Consider the following 19,361-nt stretch of genomic DNA (forward strand, 5'->3'; position numbering starts at 1 on the left):
CATGGCAGTCGATGTGCATATTGAGAACCTCTGGGGTTTGTCGTTATAGAACCGTGACCTTTTGCAAGATTGCTCACATGTGGTAACCGTCACAGCCGGCGTTTGTCCGCCTTTGCGGGCTTTGAAGCGCGGACACCTCCCGGAAACGCTCCGGTAACCGACCACGGAGCGTAAGAATTCTCGACGTGAGCCGTTACCGGCGAGTAACTACGGGCCTTGTCCGCGCACGACGCAAGCGGCAACATCGTCCGCACGCCCCACTCCCCGGTTCCACCCCCTGCGGACGCAGGGCCGGCAAGGGGCGTCGAGACACCACCACCGGTGCGAGCGCCCGTCGTGACAGGAGCGCCGCACCGCACGCACCCCGCGACCCAAGAGGAGCTTCACGTGTCCGTAGCTCAGGGCAGCGCGCTGAAGGGCCGCACGCGATGGAAGCGTTTCGCTACCGTCGTCGTGCCCGCCACCTTCATCGCCGGCGCCATCGTCTTCGGCCAGGCGACCGGCGCGATCGCCGCGTCGTTCAGCGTCTCCGGCCAGCAGTTCAAGGTCTCCGCCGACAAGCTCGAGGGCACCGGCTTCGTCCAGTACGGCGGCCTCGCCACGGAGAAGGGCGGCAACCCCGCCAACCCGGCCGACCCGAAGAACCACTTCGTGGCCGTCTCCGGCATCAAGTCGGCGAAGCTCTACAACCTGTGCCAGTCGGTCAAGGTCCCCGGGCTGCCCGTCAGCATGGTGATCCACGCCGGCCAGGCCGCGGGTGCCCCCGCCGAGGCGACCGACCTGCTGATCGACCTGACGTCGCTCAAGGGTGACGCCACGTTCGAGAACATCCAGATCGGCATCGACGCGTCCGACCTGACCAAGGGCGGCGCCAACGCCAAGGGCCTGCAGGGCAGCTTCGCCCAGCAGGCGGACAGCGTGGTCATCACCAACCTCAAGCAGGTCGCCTGGTCCACCACGGCCGGCACCTTCAAGCTGACCGGTCTCGACCTGAGCCTCTCCACCGGTGGCACTCCGTTCGAGTGCTTCTAGTCCTACCGCCTGGGCCCGCGGCGTCAAGCACCGCGGGCCCAGTTGTATGTCCCGCTCGCTCCGTCAGCTGGAGGATTCCGTGACCCACGTCGATCGCCGCACCGGCGGCTTCGGACGATGGCGCGACGCGCGCCCCTTCTGGGGTGGGTTGTTCCTGATCCTGTCGGGACTGGAACTGTTCCTCAGCGCCAACCTGCAGCTCGCCCTGGAGGTCCACTTCGGACCGACGGGCTTCCTGTCCTACGTGATCCCCGCGATGCTGCTGCTCTGCGGCGTGCTGACCTGGCTGTCGCCGGCGCAGCGGCTCTTCTACGGGATTCTGGGCACGCTCACCGCGCTGTACTCGATCATCGGGCTCAACCTGGGCGGCTTCTTCCTCGGCATGGTCTTCGGCGTCGTCGGCGGTGGCCTGGCCGCCTCCTGGTCGCCGGGAGCCGAGTCCCCGTCCTCGTCCTCGGAAGAAGACGAGGACACCGGGACCGCCGCGTATGAGCGGGCCGAGCTGGACGACCTGCTCGCCGAGGACACCGCGCCGGACTACGAGCGGCCGTCGCTGCGCAAGTCCACCGACTCGTACGGCTCGTACGACGAGCCCACCACCGAGCAGGCGCCGCCGCCCCGGCACTCCTCAGGGGTGCTGACGGACTCACTGCCGATGTCGCAGCGCAGCCCGTTGCACGACACCCCCTCCTACGGCGGCGCGGGCAGCGCGGACGACCAGCGCCCGCCGAACGGCGACGACGGCCTGCCCAGGCGGCGTGGGCTCGGCGTACCGCTGTTCGCGCTCCTGCTCACCGGCACCGTCGCGGGCGCCTCGGTGTTCGGCGCGACCAACGGGTCCACCCCGGCGTTCGCGGCGCCGACCACCTGCGCCAGCCCTTCCGCCCCGGCGAAGACCGGCAGCCAGCCGGCGCCGAGCGGAGCGGCGACGTCCGCGGCGCCGAGCCCCAGCCCGTCGCCGGCGAAGACCGAGGAGGACAAGCCGGGCCTGCTCGACTGGCTCGGTGACCTCTTCGGCGGCGGCAAGAAGGCCGACCCGGTCCCCTCGGCGTCGGCCACTTCCGCGCCGCCGGCGGCGCTCGCGCCCACCACCGGCCCCTCGGCGCCGGTGCCAGGCACGGCGAAGACGCCTTCCAAGGCGGCGTGCCCGAGCGCCTCGGCCACGCCGAACGACAAGAAGGCCCAGATCGCCGCCGGGCAGCCGTTCGTGGCGGCCGCGCCGTCCATCCTCATCGCCGACCAGATGACCATGGACAGCCTCGTCTACGACGGGGTGGCGGAGCTGACGAAGAAGGACGGCAGCAAGGTCAAGGTGCTGGCGTTCAGCATGAAGAACTCGGTGTCGACCCCGTTCGAGCTGCGGACCCCCGGCGCGCCGAAGCTGCTGCTGACGAAGAGCAGCAAGCTGACCGTCGAGGGCAACGTGAAGTTCTACACGTCGAAGTTCTCCGCGAACGTGCTGGGCATCCTGCCGCTGACCTTCACCCCGTCGTTCCCGCCCCCGCCGATCCCGCTGCCGGGGTACTACACCAACTGCAACATCGAGCTCGTCTACGTGCAGTCCAACGTCCTTCGGGCGCCCGGGCTGAGCATCGCGTACGCCTCCTAAGGGGGTGGAAGTCGATAGGTCACCGGCGTCTCCGACAGCCTGATCGGGGACGCCACGGACCTGGCACCGTCGACTTCCACCACCGGCTCGAGCCCCAGCCGCTCCGCCAGCGCGAACCCCTCCGCCACGGTGTTCACCGGCCCGCACGGCACGCCCGCCCCGGTGAGCGCCTCGATCCAGTGCGCCCGTGGCCTCCGCACCGTCACCGCCTCGATCGCTTCGAGGAGCGCCTCGCGGTGCGCGACCCGGCCGGCGTTCGTGGCGAAGCGGTCGTCCCCGGCCAGCCCCAGCGCCGCGCTGAGCCCGGCGAACTGGCGGTCGTTGCCCACCGCCACCGCGAAGTCACCGTCGCTCGCCCGGAGCGTCTCGTACGGCGCGATGCTCGGATGCCGGTTGCCCATCCGCCGCGGTGCCACGCCGGCGTTGAGGTGGGCCGAGGCCTGGTTGACCAGCCCGGCGAGCAGGCTGCTGAGCAGGTCCACCTCCACCCGCTGGCCGCGGCCGGTGCGCTCCCGGGCGTAGAGCGCCGCCAGGACGCCGGCGGTCAACTGCTGGCCCGCCAGGACGTCGACGAGCGCGACGCCGACCTTCGTGGGCGCGCCGTCCGGGTCGCCGGTGATGGACATGAGACCGCCGACCGCCTGCACGAGGAAGTCGTAGCCGGGGGAGTGGTGCTGCCGGCCGAAGCCGGTGACGCTGGCATAGATGAGCCGGGGGTTGTCGATCTGCCCGTAGCCCAGGCCGAAGCGCTCCATCGTGCCGGGGGCGAAGTTCTCCACCAGTACATCCGCCGCCTGAGCCAACCGGAGCGCCTCGCGCTGCCCGTCGGCGGTGCCGAGGTCGAGCCGCAGGCCGCGCTTGTTGCGGTTGACCGACAGGAAATAGGTGGAGCGGCCGTCGGCGGCGAACGGCGGCCCCCAGGAACGGGTGTCGTCGCCCGCGCCGGGCCGCTCCACCTTGACGACGTCGGCGCCGAGGTCGCCGAGCGTCATCGTGGCGATCGGCCCGGCGAGGACTCTGGAGAAGTCCGCGACGAGGATCCCGTCGAGCGCTCCCATGCTCTTACAGGCGGGCGAGCGCGGCGCGCAGCGGGTCCAGGCCCAGCGAGCCGAGGTTGAGCGCGTCGCGGTGGAAGGCCTTGAGGTCGAACTCGGCGCCCTTGCGGGCCCGGGCGTCGTCGCGGGCGCCCAGCCAGGCACGCTCGCCGAGCTTGTAGGCCGGGGCCTGACCGGGCCAGCCGAGGTAGCGGTTGAGCTCGAAGCGGAGGCTCTTCTCCTCGACCCGGCAGTGCGCGCGCAGGAACTCCCAGCCCAGCTCCGGCGTCCACCGCTCGCCCGGCGCGAAGCCGAACGGGTTGTCGCGGGGGATCTCGAGCTCCAGGTGCATGCCGATGTCGATGATCACGCGGACGGCGCGGAACGCCTGCCCGTCGAGCATGCCGAGCTTGTCGCCCGGGTCGGCGAGGTAGCCCAGCTCGTCCATCAGCCGCTCCGCGTAGAGCGCCCAGCCCTCGCCGTGGCCGCTGGACCAGGCCAGGATCCGGCGCCAGCGGTTGAGCAGCTCCGCCCGCACATACGTCTGGCCGATCTGCAGGTGATGGCCGGGGACGCCCTCGTGGTAGACCGTGGTGACCTCGCGCCAGGTGGAGAAGTCCTCGACGCCCTGCGGCACCGCCCACCACATGCGGCCGGGGCGGGAGAAGTCCTCGCTCGGCCCGGTGTAGTAGATGCCGCCGTCGGACGTCGGCGCCAGCATGCACTCGATCTGCTGCACCTGCTCGGGGATGTCGAAGTGCCGCCCGTTGAGCTCCTGCACGGTCGCCTCGGCGAGCGACTGCATCCAGTCGCGGAACGCCTCCTTGCCGCGGATCGTGCGGGCCGGGTCGGCGTCGAGCGCGGCGACCGCGTCGTCGATCGTGCCACCGGGCACGATCTTGTCCGCGACGGCGCGCATCTCGCTCTCCAGGCGGGCGAGCTCCTCGAAGCCCCACGCGTAGGCCTCGTCGAGGTCGACGGTGGCGCCCAGGAAGTAGCGGGAGGCGAGCTGGTAGCGCTCGCGCCCGGCGGCCTCCTTCTCCCTGCCCAGCGGCGCCAGCTCGCGGCGCAGGAACTCGGCGTGCGCGACCGTCGCGGCGCGGGCCGCCTCCGCCTTGCGCGCCAGCTCGTGCCTGAGGGTGTCACCCAGCCCCTCGCCGACCTTCTCGGCGAGGTCCGGGTAGAAGTTGTCGCCCTCGGGGTCGGCCCAGACGTCGCACTGCTTGGCGACCTCGATGATCTGCCTGGCCGGCGCGACGTGCCCCTGCTGCGCGGCGTGCAGCAGCGAGCGCTGCCACTGCGCCAGCGCGGCCGGCACGGCGCCGAGGCGGTCGTTGATGTTGGACGCGGCCTCCTCGCCCTCGGTGGGCATGAGGTCGAACGAGCTCCGGACCCCGTGCAACGGGCTGGAGATCACGTTGACGTCGCTGGTGATGTCGCCGGCCTCGAACCGCTCCAGGGCGAGCCCTAGGCGCTCCTGCATGGCCTCCTTGGCCACCCGCTCGGTCTCGCTGCCCGGCGTCTGCGCGGCGAGCGCGGCGAGGGTGCGCCGGTCGAGGTCGGCGAGGGCGGCGAAGCCGTCGGGCGAGAGGTCGGTCAACTTGTCGTCATACCCAGCCACTCCGACGAAGGTCGCCCCGATCGGGTCGAGGGGCGCCCACTGCTCGACATAGCTGTTGGCGATGTCATCGATAGATCCCACGGGCCGACCCTACGGGACTTTGTGATGCGCTGTCGCCCGTGTGCAGGCCAATTCGTAAACCGTGGACTGACCTGGGTCCAGACGTCCGAAAACCGCGCGACTACCGGCGTCCGGAGGGCGCAGAGTAAGGCCCATGACGTCCCCCGCTCCTGACGCGTCCCGCTGGCTCCCGGCCTTTCTGGCCGTGGCGTTCATCTGGGGCACCAGCTTCATGTTCATCAAGGACGCGTTGGTCGAGCTCGAGCCGGTCTACGTCGCCGGCTACCGGATCGTCCTCGGCGCGCTCACGCTGCTGATCTTCCTGTTCGCCCGCGGGCTGCGGCCGCCGCGCGGGATGCGGCTGTGGATCCACCTCTTCGTCTACGCGTTCGTCGCCACGTCGGTGCCCTTCACGCTCTTCGGCTACGCCGAGCAACGGGTCCCGTCGGTGCTCGCCGGTATCTGGAACGGCACCGCCCCGCTCACCACACTCGTCGTGACCCTGGTCGCGATGCGGTCGGAGCGCCCGTCGCGCCGCCAGATCGCCGGCCTGCTCGCCGGTTTCGCCGGTGTACTGGTCGTCCTCGGCGTCTGGAACGGGGTGGGCGGCAGCAGTCTCGCCGGGCAGCTCATGCTCCTCGGCGCGGTCACCTGTTACGGCATCGCCTTCAACTACACCCGCTGGCTCATGAAGAACTTCGAGCTGTCGCCGCTGCAGCTGTCCGTCGGCCAGCTGACCATGTCGACGCTGCACCTGCTGATCGCGGCGCCGCTGATCGCCGGCGCGCCGCCGTCGCCGCTGTCCCACTCGCCGCGGGTCTACCTGGCCGTCGTCGCGCTCGGAGTCTTCGGCACCGGCATCGCCTTCGCCCTGAACAACCACGTGGTGCGCACCGCCGGCATCACGACCGGCTCGATGGTGACCTACCTGCCGCCGTTCGTCGGCGCGGTCGCGGGTGTCGTCGTGCTGCACGAGCACCTGACCTGGAACCAGCCGGTGGGCGGCATCATCGTCCTGTGCGGCGTCGGCATCTCCCAGGGGCTATTTGTGCGATTCCGCCCAGCTTCTCAGCTCGGCGGCCGGAAGCGTGTTGACGATCCGGTCGAGCGGGACACCGCAGGCGACGGCGCGCGCGCAACCGTTTGACAGCCAGTCGAGCTGCCCGGGAGCGTGCGCGTCGGTGTCGATCGAGAAGCGGCAGCCCTGCTCGAGCGCGATCCGCAGCAGCCGCTTCGGCGGGTCGAGCCGCTCCGGCCTCGAGTTGATCTCGATCGCCTTGTCGTGCTCGACCGCCGCCGCGAACACCCGCTCCGGATCGAAGCGGCTTTCTGGCCGTGTGCCACGCCCGCCCGTGATAAGGCGCCCCGTGCAATGCCCGAGAATGTCCAGATGCGGGTTCGCCAGGGCGGTGACCATCCGCCGGGTCATCACCTCCGGCTCGTCCTTCAGGTTGCTGTGCACCGACCCGACCACCACGTCGAGGCGCCCCAGCAGCTCGTCGGTCTGGTCGAGGGAGCCGTCGGCGAGGATGTCGACCTCGATGCCCGTCAGGATCCGGAAGGACATGCCCAGGCCCTCGAAGCCCGCGTTGAGGTCGGCGACGACGTCGAGCTGCTCGGTGAGCCGCTCCGCGGACAGCCCCCTCGCCACGGTCAGCCGCGGCGAGTGGTCGGTGAGCACCATGTATTCGTGCCCGATGGCAGCCGCGGCGAGCGCCATCTCGTCGATCGGCGACCCGCCGTCGGACCACTCCGAGTGCGTGTGACAGTCGCCGCGCAGCGCCGCGAGCATCGCGGCGGTCGCCTCGTCGAGGTCCTGGCCGGCGGTCGACTCCAGCCGGCGCAGGTAGACCGGCTCCTCACCGGCGAGCGACTCCACCACGCAGCGCGCGGTGACCTCGCCGACGCCCTTCAGCTCGCCCAGCGTGCCCTTGTGCGCCCGGTCTGCCAGCTCGCCCTCCGGCAGCTTCGCCAGGGTCGCCGCCGCGCCGCGGAACGCGCGGACCCGGTAGGTCTTCTCGCCGGCCCGCTCCAGCAGGAACGCGATGCGCCGCAGATCGGCGAGCGGATCCCTCATGCCCTAAAAGGTAGTGCTCCGCGTCGCCGTGTGCGCGACCACCGTCCGGGTCCGGGTCAGCGTCGCGAACGGGTTCGCGAACTGCAGCACCAGCGCCTTGTACCGCGCCTGCGGCCGGCAGGTGATCATCAGCAGCTGGTCGCCGCCGCGGACGTCCCAGAACGTGCCCCCGTGGACTCCGGCGGTGATCACCCCGTCGACGTGCAGCGCGCCCGGCCGCAGGCTCTTCCTGACAGCCGGCGCCTCCGACCTCGGCACGATCCGGATCGAGGCGATCTCAGCGACCGGGACCTCGACCCTTCCCGTCCCCGCCCACCAGTGGTCAAATCCCTGTGGCTCGATGACCAGAGTCGTGTCGGTGACCGTCAGCTGCAGGTGGGTCGGAATTCTCATCAACGCGACCGGCCCGGCCAACATCAGCCCCAGAACCGTCGCGAGCGCCAATCCGGTGCTCATAACCGCGAATGTACGCCCGTCAACGTTTCCTGTAGGCGGTTTCCGAAAATCCTGACCATTGGGAGTTGACATGCGAACCATCGACTGGGTCGACGGCGCCGTCGTGATCGTCGACCAGACCCGCCTGCCGTCCGACGTGGTCTGGCTCCGTCTGTCCACTGTCGACGAACTGGTCGACGCCATCCAGCGGCTGGCCGTGCGGGGCGCCCCGGCCCTCGGCGTGGCCGGCGCCATGGGCGTCGCCCTGGCCGCCGCGTCGTCGTCGGACCAGGCGGTCGTCCTCGACCTGGTGCACCGGGTCGAGCACGCCCGCCCGACGGCCGTCAACCTCGCCCGCGGCGCCCGCCGCGCCGCCGCCCACCTGCCGTCGCCCGACGCCGTCCTGGCCGAGGCGCTCCGGGTGCGCGACGAGGAGATCCACTCCTCCACCGAAATGGCCCGCCTCGGCGCCGACCTGGTCACGTCGCTGTGTGGCCCCTCGGCCCGCCTGCTGACCCACTGCAACACCGGCGCCCTGGCCACCGTCGTCGGCGGCACCGCGCTCGCGGTCGCCTTCGAGCTGCACCGCCGCGGCACCCTCGCGAGCGTCGTGGCCAGCGAGACCCGCCCCCTGCTGCAGGGCGCCCGCCTCACCACCTGGGAGCTCGCCCGCGCCGGCATCCCGCACCGCCTGGCCGTCGACTCCGCCGGCCCGTTCCTCATGGCCCGCGGCGAGGTCGACGCGGTCATCCTCGGCGCCGACCGCATCTGCGCCAACGGCGACGTGGTCAACAAGGTCGGCAGCTTCTCCCACGCCCTCGGCGCCCGCGCGGCCGGCATCCCCTTCATCTGCGTGGCCCCCGAGTCCACCGTCGACCTGTCCACCCCCACCGGTGCCGAGGTGGAGATCGAGGACCGCGGCCCGGACGAGGTCGTCGGCTCCTCGGCCCCCGCCGGCACCGCCGCGGTGAACCCCGCCTTCGACGTGACCCCGGCGTCCCTGGTGACCGCCATCGTCACCGACACCCGCGTCTGGCACCCCTGACCCGTGTCCGGGTTCTTGGCAAGTTCGCCGGCGCTTCACGCGCAATCTGCTATATAGCTGATGGCGGCCTGGCGCGTGGTGACACCGCATGGGACGATGTGGTTGGCCAACCGGCTCTGGAGGCGTTGAAACACAACAGCACCCGGCGGCCACCGGGTGCTGTTTGTGATCGCTTCCACCTCTACGAACTACGCGGAGGGTCAGCGGTGATACCCACAGCAATCCTTGCGCATCCTGCACCCCTCCGCAAGACCGAGAGGGGAAAGGAGATGCGCACCTTCTATCGGAGTCCGGACATCATGGTCACTACCGACCATTTTGTGGTTCTCCGGCCGAGACCGGTCAACTTCCGGATCACCGAACTCAAGGACGCCTACATCGTCCGGCACGGGTCGGCACCGATCCGGCCGCGGCTGGAGATCAGGGCGCGCTACCTGAGCAGTGATGTCCGACTTTTCATCACGACGGACCCAAGGACCTTTGGACAGGTCCGCCGAGCGCTCATCCGCGCCCTTGAGCAGTCCAAAGCCGCACGTAGTTAGGCTCCAAACGACCGCGCGCGAGAGTTTCCTCGCGCGCGGTTGCCTTGCAGTTCATCAATATGATGCAAAAATGCAACTTGCAATATCGCACCCGGCCGCGTATCAGCTCGTTACCATCCCGTGGGCGACAATCCACTCGCCCGGTAGCAGTGCCGTGCCCTCCCCACAACCCGGGGCACGGCTCAAAGCATTGCAGGCGGCAGCTTTTGGCGTTACCCGCCCTCTACCGGGGGTTCGCGCGTAGGCTCGGAAAATGGCTCACCACCTGCAACGTCGCCGGTGGTGATATGTCCCATGGAGGGGCTGGACGTCATGGCATCGGGTGACACTCCCGCCGTGGCCCGGCGCACGGTTCGCCTGGCGATCCGTGACGCGCGGTTGGCTCGTGGGCTCACTCAAGGCCATGTCGCCGAGGAAATGGAATGGTCGCTTTCGAAGGTCATGCGCATCGAAAGCGGCGAGGTCACCATCTCACAGAATGACCTGAGGCCCCTGCTCGCCTATCTGGGCGTAAAGGACAAGGCAAAGGTCGAAGGCCTCGTCCAGGCCGCGAAGGCGTCCAAGCAGCGCCGCCAATGGTGGGACCAGACCCGCTTCGCAGGGCTTGTCACGCCCGCGATGAAACAATGGTTCAGCTTCGAGGTCGAGGCCACCTCGATGCGAATCTTCTGCAATGGCTTCTTCCCCGGCTTCCTGCAGACCGAGGAGTACGCCCGCGGCGTTCTCACCGCCTACGAGGACGAGCTCACTCCCTCCGAGATCGCGGTCCGGGTGGAGACCCGGGCGCTGCGCCGGCAGGCGATCGCGCAGCGCCGTGTCCGCCCCGAGGCCGAGGTCCTGCTGGACGAGTCGGTGCTGCTGCGGACCCTCGGCAACCCGGGCCTGCTGGGCCGGCAGCTCACCGAGTTGCTCGGCGCCATCAAAGAGGGCTGGGTCATCGCGCGGATCGCGCCGTTCACACTGCCCCCGGCGGGCAGCAGCAACTGGGAAATCTTCTACCTGGGTGCAGAGGATCTTGAGCATGCAGTGCTCTACCGCGAGAACTCGACCAAGGACGAGATCATCGACGACGAAGCCGCGCTCACCAGGCACCTCAGGCAGTGGAACAAGATGTGGCACGCCTCGTTCGACGAGAGCACCTCGAACGAGATGATCGCAACTCGCATCGGCGAGCTGCTGGGTTCCAATAGGCCGACGGGAGTTCACCCGGAGGAATAGGGCACATCCCGGTCCCGGGGTGTGCCCTTTCTGTGTCCTGGCAAGTATCTGGAAGGAACGAAGTGCCACATTCCGCAGCGCCGCTCGTCTGGCGCAAGAGCAAGGCGTGCGCCAGCAACGCATGCGTTGAAGTTGCCGAGCAGGCGAACGAGTTCTTCGTTCGCGACTCGAAGAGCCCGATGGACTCGGCCGTGCTGAGTTTCGATCGCGCTGCCTGGGCCGGGTTCATCTCCGGTCTGAGGACCGGTTCACTGGAGCCGCGCTGAAGTAAAAGACGACGTCAGGGCTGAGTGTAAAGATGGTCAGCCATTCGCCCTTGCACTCAGCCCGTGGTTCCCCCGTTCAAGGTTTCCGATCCCCCGGAAGGACTGAACGACATGACCTGGAGTGAGACCCCGGCCGTAGCCCGCCGCACCGTTCGCCCGCGCGATCCGAGATGCGCGAACGGCTCGGGGTTTCACTCAGGATCAGCTCGTGGGGCGAAGAAGCGACGGCTCATGTCGGCGTGGAGCCGTTCAGCACGGCAGCCGACGAGCGTGCGGCCCGCCTCGATACTCGATCGTCGCGATGACAGGCGCTCCGTCCACCCTCCCGGCATCGGCGGCCTCGACATCGCCCTGCCCTGCGGCGACGGGGCCTGCGCGGTGATGTACCGCGAGAACGACCCGGCGACGCTCACGAGGCGTGCCGGGCGGATCGCAGGATCAGAACTTCCCACGAAGAAGAGAATTCGCGGGAAAAACGCGCCTTAGTCGAGGCGCGCAATCTCCGTAAGGAGGATCCAGAAAATGCAAGATGCACAGGCGCCACTTATGTGGCGCAGGAGCACTGCGTGCCTGAACGGCGCGTGTGTCGAGGTGGCCGATGGCCCCGAAACAACCTTCGTGCGCGATTCGAAGGTTGCCGCGGGACCATTCCTCGAATTCCGCCGTGCGGACTGGGCCGCGTTCATCAGTGAAGTCGCGGGTGGCGGAATGCAGCAGCTCTGACATAGCGCAGTCCGGTTGAGCGCGACGACCCCTCAGTCGCGCTCAGCCGAGTAGGAACCGAACCCCGTCCGGCGGAGCGCCGCAATGAACGCGGACCACTCGTCGGGCCCGAAGGCCAGTCGCTGTCCATCGGGGTTCTTCGAGTCACGCACGAGGACGCCGGCTTCAATGCGCGCCACTTCGACGCACGCATTCGTCGCGCAGGCTTGGCTCCTCCGCCAGATCAACTCGTGCTGGCCGTCCACCATGGGGCCCTCCTCACCTTGGACCTGGCATCCAGAATACGGACGGACCTCGATGGTGCCACATCGATTTTCTCGATCCGGACACTTTGGCATATGTGAATGCCTCATTCATGTGCATACCGGGGTGAAAAGGCAACAGTTGTGGGGGCCGGGGGAGGGAAACCCGCAACGGAAAAAACCGCCCTCAGTCCCCCGAGGAAAGGGGTTGAACCCCCGGACACCCCCCCCCCCCCCGCCCAACTCCCCCCCCCCCCCCCTTTCCCCCCGACCCCATCCCTTTTCCCATCTGGCACTTCCCCTTCCCTGTCCACCCCGGGGAAAACCCCCCCCCCTCCCCCCCCCCCACACCCCCCCCCCCCCCCCCCCACAACTGTCTTCAGGTCGCTAGAGGACCTGGTTGAGCCTCCGGAACGCCTCGTCATAGCCGGCCAGGTCGCGCCGGTCCATGCTTTGCGAACGGGCCTCGAACGCGCGCATGAGCGCTCGTTTGACCTGGCCGAACACCAGCATGTCCGAGGAGGTGAACAATGTGACCCGCACGCCCAGGTGGTGGCCCACCAGGTGCAGCGTGCGGGGTGTGAGCGCGCGTGCCGTGGAGCCGGCGATCGGCGGCGCGACGATCGCGGCGAACGCGAAGAAGAACTCGCCCGCCGAGTCGATCATCGGCCAGGCGACCAGCACGCCGGCCACGGCCAGCACGCCGAGCACCATGAGAACGATCCGGGCCGGGTGGATCGAACCGCGGACGACGTGCACCCCCTGCACCTCGTCCAGCACGTAGACCTGGGGCTCCGGCGACCACAAGGCGAAGATCTCCTCAGTGATCATCAGGTCGGTACTTCGGTAGTACACCGTCGTTGACATTGCTCCCCCTCCATGTCGGGCAAGTCATCGCGGTCGTCCGTGCTGCGAAATGCTTCTAGCGGGTCCCCATCCGCGAGCGAAGCTCGTCGCAGTCAGAGTCGGTTGTCGATCCACATCCGGCCCCCACCGGATGCCTGAGCGGTTGAGACTCTGGCCGTCCATCCGCAACAACAGTATGGATGAGGTGTCTCACAGATCGCCAGACTTCAACCTGCCATATCGCAGATTGACGTACAACGGGTGGCTGTCCCGCAACCAGCTGGGCACGGACGGTGACAAGGGGCCGCCGCGCGGGCGACCCCGGACGGGCGAGGTCAAGGCGTGGTTGGTCAGTGAATGCCGGGCTGCGGCGGGCCCAGACGCCGCCTGGAACCACGCCGGTCACACCTGGATACAACACCGGTATCCAGGCGCGCCCGGCGCGGCCCCAGCCGACGCCTGGACCTCGCCTCGCTCCGACCCCACCGACCAACCACGCCTTAAAGCGCGGGCCGGACGGCCCGGACGGTCTTGCCGTCGTCCGCGACCGACTCGACCCAGCCGCCGACCCGTCCGAGCCGCAGCAGGACGTCGGCCCGGGCGGGCAGGTCGGCGGTCTCGCCCGGCGTGGGGGGCCACGCCTGCCGGGCCGTGTGGCCGGGCGTCAGCCACGGCACCAGCGTCGTGATCGGGTCCGCGCCGTCCAGCGCGGCGCGCGCGGCGGCGAGGTCCGCGAGGACCGCGTCCAGCGCGTCGAGGACCGCCTCGGCGTTGCCGCCGCACATGGCCGCGGTCAGCTCGGGGCGGGCGGCGGCGACCCTGGTGCCGTCGCGGAACGAGCCGGCGCCGAGCGTCCCGGCCAGGGGGTCGGTCGTGATGCGCGCGGCGACCGCGGCGGCGACGAGGTGCGGTACGTGCGAGATGGTGGCGACCGCCTGGTCGTGCTCCTCGGCGGTGGCCGGGACGACCCGCGCGCCGAGGCCGGTGATGAGCGCCGCGAGCTCGATCCAGTCGCGCAGCCCGGCGCCGTCCTCCTCGAGGCACAGCACCCAGGCGCAGCCGTCGAAGAGGCGCGGGTCGGCGGCCGTGAAGCCGGACGTCTCGCGGCCCGCCATCGGGTGGCCGCCGATGAACGTGGCGAGGGCCTGCCCGCCGGTGCGGAGCCGGTCGAGCGCGAGGTCCCGGACGGGTCCCTTGACGGAGGTCACGTCGGTGACGACGCCGACGTACGCCAGGGAGGCCAGCTCGTCGAAGACCCCGCCGACGGCCGGTAGCGGGACGGCGACGACGGCGAGATCGGCGTCGCGGACCGCGTCGGCGACGGTGGCCGTGACGTGCCAGCGGGCGTTGGCGGGCGCCTGGGCGGCGGCGGTGCGGGCGGTCGCCCTGGTGGCGGGGTCGGCGTCGTAGCCGCTGGCATGATGCCCGCGCGCCGCGAGCGCACGTAGGACCGATCCGCCGATCAGTCCGAGTCCGATCACCGCCACGTTCAACGTCGCATCACGCACTGCGGAACTCTCGCACACCACCCGATCACCCGTTCGGCTCGGGACGGCCGCCGAACGCCTTAAGCGTGCCGATTCGATCCTGTTTGAGCGGTTACAACCAGTTAGCGTGTTTGCATGCGACTTTTCCGGCAAATAGTGAGAACCGCGCTCGTCGCGGCGACTGCCACGGCGGTGTACGGGCTCTTCGGCGGTGCCCAGGCGGGTGCCGCGGTCGTCGAGAAGACGCCGCTCATGTCACCGTCGTTCGACGGCACCGTCTGGTCCGTGGCCTACTCATCCGACGGCGGGACCGTCTACGTCGGTGGATCGTTCAGCAAGGCCATCGTCAATGGCAAGAGCATCGCGCGGAGCCGGCTCGCGGCGATCAACACGCGCACCGGTGCCCTGCTCGACTGGGCCCCGGCGGCCGACAACACGGTGCGCGCCCTGGCGGTCGACGGTAACTCTGTGTATGCGGCTGGTGACTTTTCGAAGATTGCCGGGCTCAAGCGGGACTCGCTCGCGGCCATCGACGCGACCACCGGTGCCGTCGGTGCATTCAGTCACGCGGTGTCCGGCACCCCGGTGACCCTCGGGGTCGGCAGCGGGAGGCTGTACGTCGGCGGCAAATTCAGCACGATCGACAGCGCGAAACGGGCCAACCTCGCGGCATTCACCCTCGCGACGGGCGAACTGGACACGGGGTGGGCACCGACCACCGACGACAAGGTGGAGGCGCTCGCCGTGACGGAGAGCCGGGTGTACCTCGGCGGCTCCTTCCACAAGACCAACGGGGTCAGCAACACGTTGCGGCTCACCGCGGTCGACTCGGTCGACGGCAAGCTCGACAAGAACTTCCTGCCGCGGCCGGCCGCCATCGTGCTGGCGGTCGCGGTCGGCCCCGACGGGATCTACATCGGCATGGGTGGGCAGGGCGGACGTGCGGTCGCCTACACCACCTCCGGCAAGGTCAAGTGGACCCGGGTCTTCGACGGTGACGTCCAGGCGGTCGCGGTGCTCGACGGCGTCGCCTACGTCGGCGGCCACTACGACAAGGCGTGCACGACCAACAACAACGGCTCGCAGGGCGCCTGCACCGACGGGTCGGTGTCGCGGATCAAGCTGGCCGCCGTCGACGAGCGCGGCAAGCTCCTCGACTGGGCGCCGCAGGGCAACGGCGTCGCCGGGGTGCGCGCCATGGCCGCCCACCAGTCGCGCGATCAGGTGGTCGCCGGTGGTGAGTTCACCACCATCGGCGGGGTGACCCAGAAGCGGATCGCGTTGTTCAGCTAGCCCTTCGTTTCCTTCGGTAGGTCGCGTGGCGCAGCCCGGTCGTCCCTGTGGGGCGGCCGGGCTAAGCTCCTTTTTCGTGGCAGTGAACGAGTCGCCGTGGAGCTCGCCGGACGCTTCGCGCCCAGCGGGACCGGCACCGGCGTTGCCCAGCACCGCGCATCCCGTCCCACCGCCGCCGAACGGCGCGGCGGGAATGGCACCCTCCAGCGGCGTCCCGGCCGGCGGCGCTCCGCTCAACGGCGCTCTGGTCAATGCCGGACGACCCACCTGGCCCGGTGCCAACGGGCCGCCCGTCATCGGACCGCCGCCACGGCTGTCCGCCACCCGTCCGCTCACCCCAGCCGCGTCGTACGGTGCCTGGCAGGGCGTCATGCGGCCGCCGCCGTTCGTGGTCACGCAGGGCCCGCCACGGCCCGTCTACCGTGAGCCGCTGCCGGTGCGCAGCCAGATGGTCACCGCCGGCGCCGCCGCGGGAGCCGCCTGGATGCTGCTGTTCGGGCTGCTCGCCACGGGCGCCCGCGGGTATATCTGGCTCACCATCATCGCCGGGGTCCTCGCCTGGGTCGCGTCGTTCATCCTTGCGAGGTTCGGCGACCGCGGTGTCGCGGTGGGTGTCGCGCTCTCCAGCGGCATCGCCGTCGCGATCGCCGGGATCGTCGTGGCCTACCGGCTGGCCGGCGGCGACTGGCTGCTCTGGTAGGACTTTTCCGCAGTGAACGGTCACGTTCGGTAGCTGGCATAAGGACTTTGCCGCGTGGTCTTGACGTGGATTGCGGCGAGTATCACTCTCAGCAACATGGCTTTGAGGCTGCAGCGGCTCGATCCCGAGCGGCGTCGTCGGCGGCTCGCGCTGCTGGTCGAGCTCGCGGACGCGAAAGCGCTTCGCGAGCGGCTCCATCCGCGCCGCCTCCGCGCCGACCGGCTCCGCGAGCTCATCGCGACTCGCCGACGACTCGCCGACTAGCCCTGCGCCAACCGTCGTTCTGCTCGAATAGTGTTCTTGGGTAACGACGAACACCGACCGGGGGGACCGTGTCGCACTTCGCTGCCGCTGTCACACGCGGCTCCAAGAGCTGGGCCGCGGCCGAGCTCGACCTCAGTGGCGTCGCCGACGTCGAGGAGATCACCGAACGCCTTCGCGACACCGACCCGGACGCGACGGTGTCACTGCTGTTCGTCGAGTCCGACGACGCGTATCTGGTGATCCTGCGCCTCGACGACGGCGAGGATCTGCGGATCTTCGGCTCCGACTCGATCTTCGCCGCCGAGTCACGCCTCGGCGCCATCCTCCTCGGCGACATCGAGGAGCAGGTGCCGGAGATCGTCGACGAGGAGGCCGACACCGACGACGACGATGACGACGAGGACCGGCCGTCGGCCGAGCCCGACATCGAGCCCGTGGGCGACCCCGAGCTCCTCGCCGACCTGGGCCTGCCCGGCGGTCGGCTGCTGGAGCTGTGCGCCCAGGAGGGCATGCTCCCGGCCGACCTCACCGCGGAGATCTGCCAGGCGATCGGCGCCGGCGACGAGATCGAAGAGCTGCGCGAGGCCTGACCCGGTGCACCAGCGCTGGGAGCCGGCGATGCGGCGGGCCCTGACGGTCGCCGCGTCCGCCGGCCCCGACGTGCCGATCGGGGCGGTCGTCATCGGCCCCGACGGCACGGAGCTCGCCGCCGCCCACAACGAACGCGAGGCCACCGGCGACCCCACCGCGCACGCGGAACTCCTCGCCCTGCGCCGCGCCGCCACCCACCTCGGCGCGTGGCGCCTGGAGGACTGCACCCTCGTGGTCACCGTCGAGCCCTGCACCATGTGCGCGGGCGCCCTGGTGCTCTCCCGCATCGCCACCGTCGTTTTCGGCGCCTGGGAGCCGAAGACAGGCGCCGCGGGCTCACTGTGGGACGTCCTGCGCGACCGCCGACTGACCCACCGTCCTGAGGTGGTCGCCGGTGTACTGGCCGCCGACTCCGCCACGCTGCTCCGCACGTTCTTCAACACCCACCGCTGAAGCGACCGGAAACGCAGGACGCCCGGTCCCTCCGGAGGGAGGTGCCGGGCGTCGCGCTGGCCGAGGTGCGGTGGCGTGGGGATTCGAACCCCGGGACGGCTTGCACCTTCACACGCTTTCGCGGGTCTGCCCACCCGCGTCCGGCACGGACCTGGACAGTCCGTGACCTGTGCGTGAGGGTTCGGCGGACGCTGGCGAATGAGACGACAACTGAGACGATTGACTGACCCGGCGAAGGAGCGAGGGTCCGTCGGAAGCGTGGCGCAGGAGATCCTGAACTCCCGCGACCGTCGTTCAGGATCCTTGAGCTTTTCCTGAATCGGTGGCCAGCGGGTTCAGGAAACCCTGAATCCCTGAGCGAGGCGTTCAGGAAATCGGCCATAATCATGAACGTGGACCTCGATGCACTCCGACGCTCCTTAACCGGTCAGTTGGTCCCGATCACCGGCGTAGACCCACGAACCGGCACTGACTTCCACTACTTCGCGTATGTGCCAAACCCCTTGCCCGCCAGCCCGGAGCTACAACCGCGGACCCTTGACCTGGCCACGAAGGCGGCGATGGCCGTCGCCCGCCTCGATCAGGCAGTGGCTCAGATACCCAACCCTCAGTTGCTCATCCGCCCGATCATCCGCCGTGAGGCGGTGAGCACCTCGGCTCTCGAGGGCACGTACGCCGCGTTCGACGAGGTTCTTGAGGCTGACTTCCTCGCCGAAAGTCAGCAAACGACCGAACAGCGCGAGATCTTCAACTATGTACGCGCTACAGAGATGGCGCTGCGTCTGCTGAAGACCTACCCCATCAGCCGCACTCTCTTGGGTCAGACACAGAAAGAAATCGTTGCCGGTACGCCGGACGACTCCTCCTATGAGGCGGGTGATCTTCGGCGTCACCAGGTTGCGATCGGAAGTAGAGGTCGACCGGTGACCGACGCTCGACTTGTTCCCGCGCCGCCTGGAAGCCACTTGGAGGAGGGTTTCAGCGAGTGGGAGAAGTGGATCAACGCCGAGAACTACATATCGCCGATTGTGAAGCTGGCGCTGGGTCACTACCAGTTCGAGGCGTTGCATCCGTACAACAACGGTAACGGCAGGCTCGGACGCCTGATCATGCTCCTTCAACTGATGCAGGACGGCGTCCTACGTCAGCCGGTTCTGAGTCTTGCGCCCTGGCTTGATGAGCACAAACACGAGTACATCGAGGGTTTGCTCGATGTCAGCCTCACCGGCGACTTCGACTCATGGGTGTCGTTCATCGCCGAGGGCGTGCGAGTGCAGGCTGACGATGCGGTCCAAGCGACTCTTGACTTGGTGGCTCTGAAGGAAGCGATGGTGAAGGCCCTGCGGGATGCCGGCGTGCGAAGTTCTGCTTTGGAATTGGCGGAGATGCTCATCGGTTTCCCCGTGATCGATGTGCCGACGGCCGCCAATTTGCTGAGGAGGCCCTTCGAGACCGCCAATCAGGCCGTCGCGAAACTCGTGAAACACGAGATCCTGCACGAGATCACGGGGCGCCGGATCAACCGGCTGTTCGTGTGCAACGAAGTCCTGCGGATCGTTACCGGCCGCCGGCAAGGCAGCAATCCCACCCTGTTCTGACGATCCGGACCGGGGCGCGGAACTGGGACCAGAACGACGAACGCCCGGCTCGTCCGTGGGGACGAGCCGGGCGTTCACGCTGGCCGAGGTGCGGTGGCGCGGGGATTCGAACCCCGGGAAGGCTTGCACCTTCACACGCTTTCGAGGCGTGCTCCTTAGGCCACTCGGACACGCCACCGCCGAGAAGGCTACCGGATGCCCGGGCGCGTCTGCGCGGGGGATCGC

21 protein-coding genes and 1 tRNA gene are annotated in these 19,361 nt (G+C 69.2%); 14 read left to right on the forward strand and 8 right to left on the reverse strand.

What is annotated here, in order from left to right; all coding sequences use genetic code 11:
• The first annotated feature begins 387 nt into the window (after window positions 1–387).
• Together ACZ6TV_RS02280 and ACZ6TV_RS02285 are read left to right on the forward strand one after the other, a co-directional pair.
• A complete protein-coding gene (locus tag ACZ6TV_RS02280) occupies window positions 388–1,032 on the forward strand; it encodes a DUF6230 family protein (RefSeq protein ID WP_465294421.1) in 645 nt (214 codons plus the stop codon).
• Window positions 1,033–1,111: 79 nt separating this feature from the next.
• Complete coding sequence (locus ACZ6TV_RS02285) at window positions 1,112–2,641, forward strand: DUF6114 domain-containing protein (RefSeq protein WP_465294423.1); 1,530 nt, start codon at window positions 1,112–1,114, stop codon at window positions 2,639–2,641.
• Here the strand turns inward: ACZ6TV_RS02285 and ACZ6TV_RS02290 are convergent.
• Window positions 2,638–3,699 (reverse strand): CaiB/BaiF CoA transferase family protein, encoded by a 1,062-nt coding sequence (locus ACZ6TV_RS02290; protein ID WP_465294425.1) that lies wholly within the window; start codon window positions 3,697–3,699, stop codon window positions 2,638–2,640. The two genes, ACZ6TV_RS02285 and ACZ6TV_RS02290, sit on opposite strands and share 4 nt — an antisense overlap.
• Window positions 3,700–3,703: 4 nt before the next feature.
• A complete protein-coding gene (locus tag ACZ6TV_RS02295) occupies window positions 3,704–5,377 on the reverse strand; it encodes a DUF885 domain-containing protein (protein WP_465294427.1) in 1,674 nt (557 codons plus the stop codon).
• 133 nt (window positions 5,378–5,510) lie between these two features.
• Here ACZ6TV_RS02295 and ACZ6TV_RS02300 point away from each other — a divergent pair, with 133 nt between their 5' ends.
• Window positions 5,511–6,503 (forward strand): DMT family transporter, encoded by a 993-nt coding sequence (locus ACZ6TV_RS02300; RefSeq protein ID WP_465294429.1) that lies wholly within the window; start codon window positions 5,511–5,513, stop codon window positions 6,501–6,503.
• Here the strand turns inward: ACZ6TV_RS02300 and ACZ6TV_RS02305 are convergent.
• Window positions 6,399–7,433, reverse strand: coding sequence for a PHP domain-containing protein (locus ACZ6TV_RS02305; RefSeq protein ID WP_465294431.1), 1,035 nt, complete (start codon window positions 7,431–7,433; stop codon window positions 6,399–6,401). The genes ACZ6TV_RS02300 and ACZ6TV_RS02305 overlap by 105 nt on opposite strands.
• Window positions 7,434–7,436: 3 nt before the next feature.
• Window positions 7,437–7,889, reverse strand: coding sequence for a hypothetical protein (locus ACZ6TV_RS02310; protein ID WP_465294433.1), 453 nt, complete (start codon window positions 7,887–7,889; stop codon window positions 7,437–7,439).
• 70 nt (window positions 7,890–7,959) lie between these two features.
• Between ACZ6TV_RS02310 and mtnA the strand changes: the two genes are divergently transcribed.
• The 5 genes from mtnA (at window position 7,960) to ACZ6TV_RS02335 (ending at window position 11,662) form a co-directional block, all read left to right on the forward strand.
• Window positions 7,960–8,913, forward strand: a complete 954-nt coding sequence (mtnA, locus tag ACZ6TV_RS02315; RefSeq protein WP_465294435.1) for an S-methyl-5-thioribose-1-phosphate isomerase — start codon at window positions 7,960–7,962, stop codon at window positions 8,911–8,913.
• Between the two features lie 269 nt (window positions 8,914–9,182).
• Window positions 9,183–9,455, forward strand: coding sequence for a DUF6232 family protein (locus tag ACZ6TV_RS02320; RefSeq protein WP_465294437.1), 273 nt, complete (start codon window positions 9,183–9,185; stop codon window positions 9,453–9,455).
• Between the two features lie 294 nt (window positions 9,456–9,749).
• Window positions 9,750–10,673 (forward strand): helix-turn-helix domain-containing protein, encoded by a 924-nt coding sequence (locus ACZ6TV_RS02325; protein ID WP_465294439.1) that lies wholly within the window; start codon window positions 9,750–9,752, stop codon window positions 10,671–10,673.
• A 62-nt stretch (window positions 10,674–10,735) separates the two neighbouring features.
• On the forward strand, window positions 10,736–10,939 hold the full coding sequence (locus tag ACZ6TV_RS02330) for a DUF397 domain-containing protein (RefSeq protein WP_465294441.1): 204 nt from the start codon (window positions 10,736–10,738) through the stop codon (window positions 10,937–10,939).
• Between the two features lie 522 nt (window positions 10,940–11,461).
• A complete protein-coding gene (locus tag ACZ6TV_RS02335; RefSeq protein WP_465294443.1) occupies window positions 11,462–11,662 on the forward strand; it encodes a DUF397 domain-containing protein in 201 nt (66 codons plus the stop codon).
• Between the two features lie 32 nt (window positions 11,663–11,694).
• On the opposite strand, the gene ACZ6TV_RS02340 is transcribed toward ACZ6TV_RS02335, so the two are convergent.
• The 3 genes from ACZ6TV_RS02340 to ACZ6TV_RS02350 all read right to left on the reverse strand — a co-directional run bounded on the left by ACZ6TV_RS02340 (window position 11,695) and on the right by ACZ6TV_RS02350 (window position 14,231).
• Entirely contained in the window at window positions 11,695–11,910 is a 216-nt protein-coding gene (locus tag ACZ6TV_RS02340) for a DUF397 domain-containing protein (RefSeq protein ID WP_465294445.1), read from the reverse strand.
• A gap of 381 nt (window positions 11,911–12,291) precedes the next feature.
• Window positions 12,292–12,771: a DUF6232 family protein gene (locus ACZ6TV_RS02345; protein WP_465294447.1), complete on the reverse strand. Its 480-nt coding sequence runs from the start codon at window positions 12,769–12,771 to the stop codon at window positions 12,292–12,294.
• A 479-nt stretch (window positions 12,772–13,250) separates the two neighbouring features.
• Window positions 13,251–14,231, reverse strand: coding sequence for a prephenate dehydrogenase/arogenate dehydrogenase family protein (locus ACZ6TV_RS02350; RefSeq protein ID WP_465294449.1), 981 nt, complete (start codon window positions 14,229–14,231; stop codon window positions 13,251–13,253).
• A gap of 141 nt (window positions 14,232–14,372) precedes the next feature.
• Between ACZ6TV_RS02350 and ACZ6TV_RS02355 the strand changes: the two genes are divergently transcribed.
• The 6 genes from ACZ6TV_RS02355 (at window position 14,373) to ACZ6TV_RS02380 (ending at window position 19,136) form a co-directional block, all read left to right on the forward strand.
• A complete protein-coding gene (locus tag ACZ6TV_RS02355) occupies window positions 14,373–15,530 on the forward strand; it encodes an NHL repeat-containing protein (protein ID WP_465294451.1) in 1,158 nt (385 codons plus the stop codon).
• Window positions 15,531–15,606: 76 nt separating this feature from the next.
• Window positions 15,607–16,230 carry a hypothetical protein gene (locus tag ACZ6TV_RS02360; RefSeq protein WP_465294453.1) on the forward strand — a complete coding sequence of 208 codons (624 nt, stop codon included), beginning with the start codon at window positions 15,607–15,609 and terminating at the stop codon, window positions 16,228–16,230.
• Between the two features lie 96 nt (window positions 16,231–16,326).
• The gene (locus ACZ6TV_RS02365) at window positions 16,327–16,494 is read left to right on the forward strand and encodes a hypothetical protein (protein WP_354779491.1); all 168 of its coding nucleotides are present in this window, start codon (window positions 16,327–16,329) and stop codon (window positions 16,492–16,494) included.
• 68 nt (window positions 16,495–16,562) lie between these two features.
• Window positions 16,563–17,084, forward strand: a complete 522-nt coding sequence (locus tag ACZ6TV_RS02370; protein WP_465294455.1) for a tRNA adenosine deaminase-associated protein — start codon at window positions 16,563–16,565, stop codon at window positions 17,082–17,084.
• Between the two features lie 28 nt (window positions 17,085–17,112).
• Window positions 17,113–17,538, forward strand: coding sequence for a nucleoside deaminase (locus tag ACZ6TV_RS02375; RefSeq protein WP_465294457.1), 426 nt, complete (start codon window positions 17,113–17,115; stop codon window positions 17,536–17,538).
• Window positions 17,539–17,930: 392 nt separating this feature from the next.
• Window positions 17,931–19,136 carry a Fic family protein gene (locus ACZ6TV_RS02380; RefSeq protein WP_465294459.1) on the forward strand — a complete coding sequence of 402 codons (1,206 nt, stop codon included), beginning with the start codon at window positions 17,931–17,933 and terminating at the stop codon, window positions 19,134–19,136.
• A gap of 91 nt (window positions 19,137–19,227) precedes the next feature.
• On the opposite strand, the gene ACZ6TV_RS02385 is transcribed toward ACZ6TV_RS02380, so the two are convergent.
• Window positions 19,228–19,314 (reverse strand) — tRNA-Ser (locus ACZ6TV_RS02385).
• Window positions 19,315–19,361 lie beyond the last annotated feature (47 nt).

It is taken from the genome of Dactylosporangium sp. NPDC051087 (genome assembly GCF_055586325.1).

Excerpts from the sequence above, each read along its gene's own strand:
- ACZ6TV_RS02355 (WP_465294451.1), top strand. The coding sequence starts at position 14,373 with ATGCGACTTTTCCGGCAAATAGTGAGAACCGCGCTCGTCGCGGCGACT.
- ACZ6TV_RS02340 (WP_465294445.1), bottom strand. The coding sequence starts at position 11,910 with ATGGTGGACGGCCAGCACGAGTTGATCTGGCGGAGGAGCCAAGCCTGC.
- ACZ6TV_RS02365 (WP_354779491.1), top strand. The coding sequence starts at position 16,327 with ATGGCTTTGAGGCTGCAGCGGCTCGATCCCGAGCGGCGTCGTCGGCGG.
- ACZ6TV_RS02310 (WP_465294433.1), bottom strand. The coding sequence starts at position 7,889 with ATGAGCACCGGATTGGCGCTCGCGACGGTTCTGGGGCTGATGTTGGCC.
- ACZ6TV_RS02290 (WP_465294425.1), bottom strand. The coding sequence starts at position 3,699 with ATGGGAGCGCTCGACGGGATCCTCGTCGCGGACTTCTCCAGAGTCCTC.
- ACZ6TV_RS02345 (WP_465294447.1), bottom strand. The coding sequence starts at position 12,771 with ATGTCAACGACGGTGTACTACCGAAGTACCGACCTGATGATCACTGAG.
- ACZ6TV_RS02320 (WP_465294437.1), top strand. The coding sequence starts at position 9,183 with ATGCGCACCTTCTATCGGAGTCCGGACATCATGGTCACTACCGACCAT.
- mtnA (WP_465294435.1), top strand. The coding sequence starts at position 7,960 with ATGCGAACCATCGACTGGGTCGACGGCGCCGTCGTGATCGTCGACCAG.
- ACZ6TV_RS02305 (WP_465294431.1), bottom strand. The coding sequence starts at position 7,433 with ATGAGGGATCCGCTCGCCGATCTGCGGCGCATCGCGTTCCTGCTGGAG.
- ACZ6TV_RS02325 (WP_465294439.1), top strand. The coding sequence starts at position 9,750 with ATGGAGGGGCTGGACGTCATGGCATCGGGTGACACTCCCGCCGTGGCC.
- ACZ6TV_RS02300 (WP_465294429.1), top strand. The coding sequence starts at position 5,511 with ATGACGTCCCCCGCTCCTGACGCGTCCCGCTGGCTCCCGGCCTTTCTG.
- ACZ6TV_RS02375 (WP_465294457.1), top strand. The coding sequence starts at position 17,113 with ATGCGGCGGGCCCTGACGGTCGCCGCGTCCGCCGGCCCCGACGTGCCG.
- ACZ6TV_RS02335 (WP_465294443.1), top strand. The coding sequence starts at position 11,462 with ATGCAAGATGCACAGGCGCCACTTATGTGGCGCAGGAGCACTGCGTGC.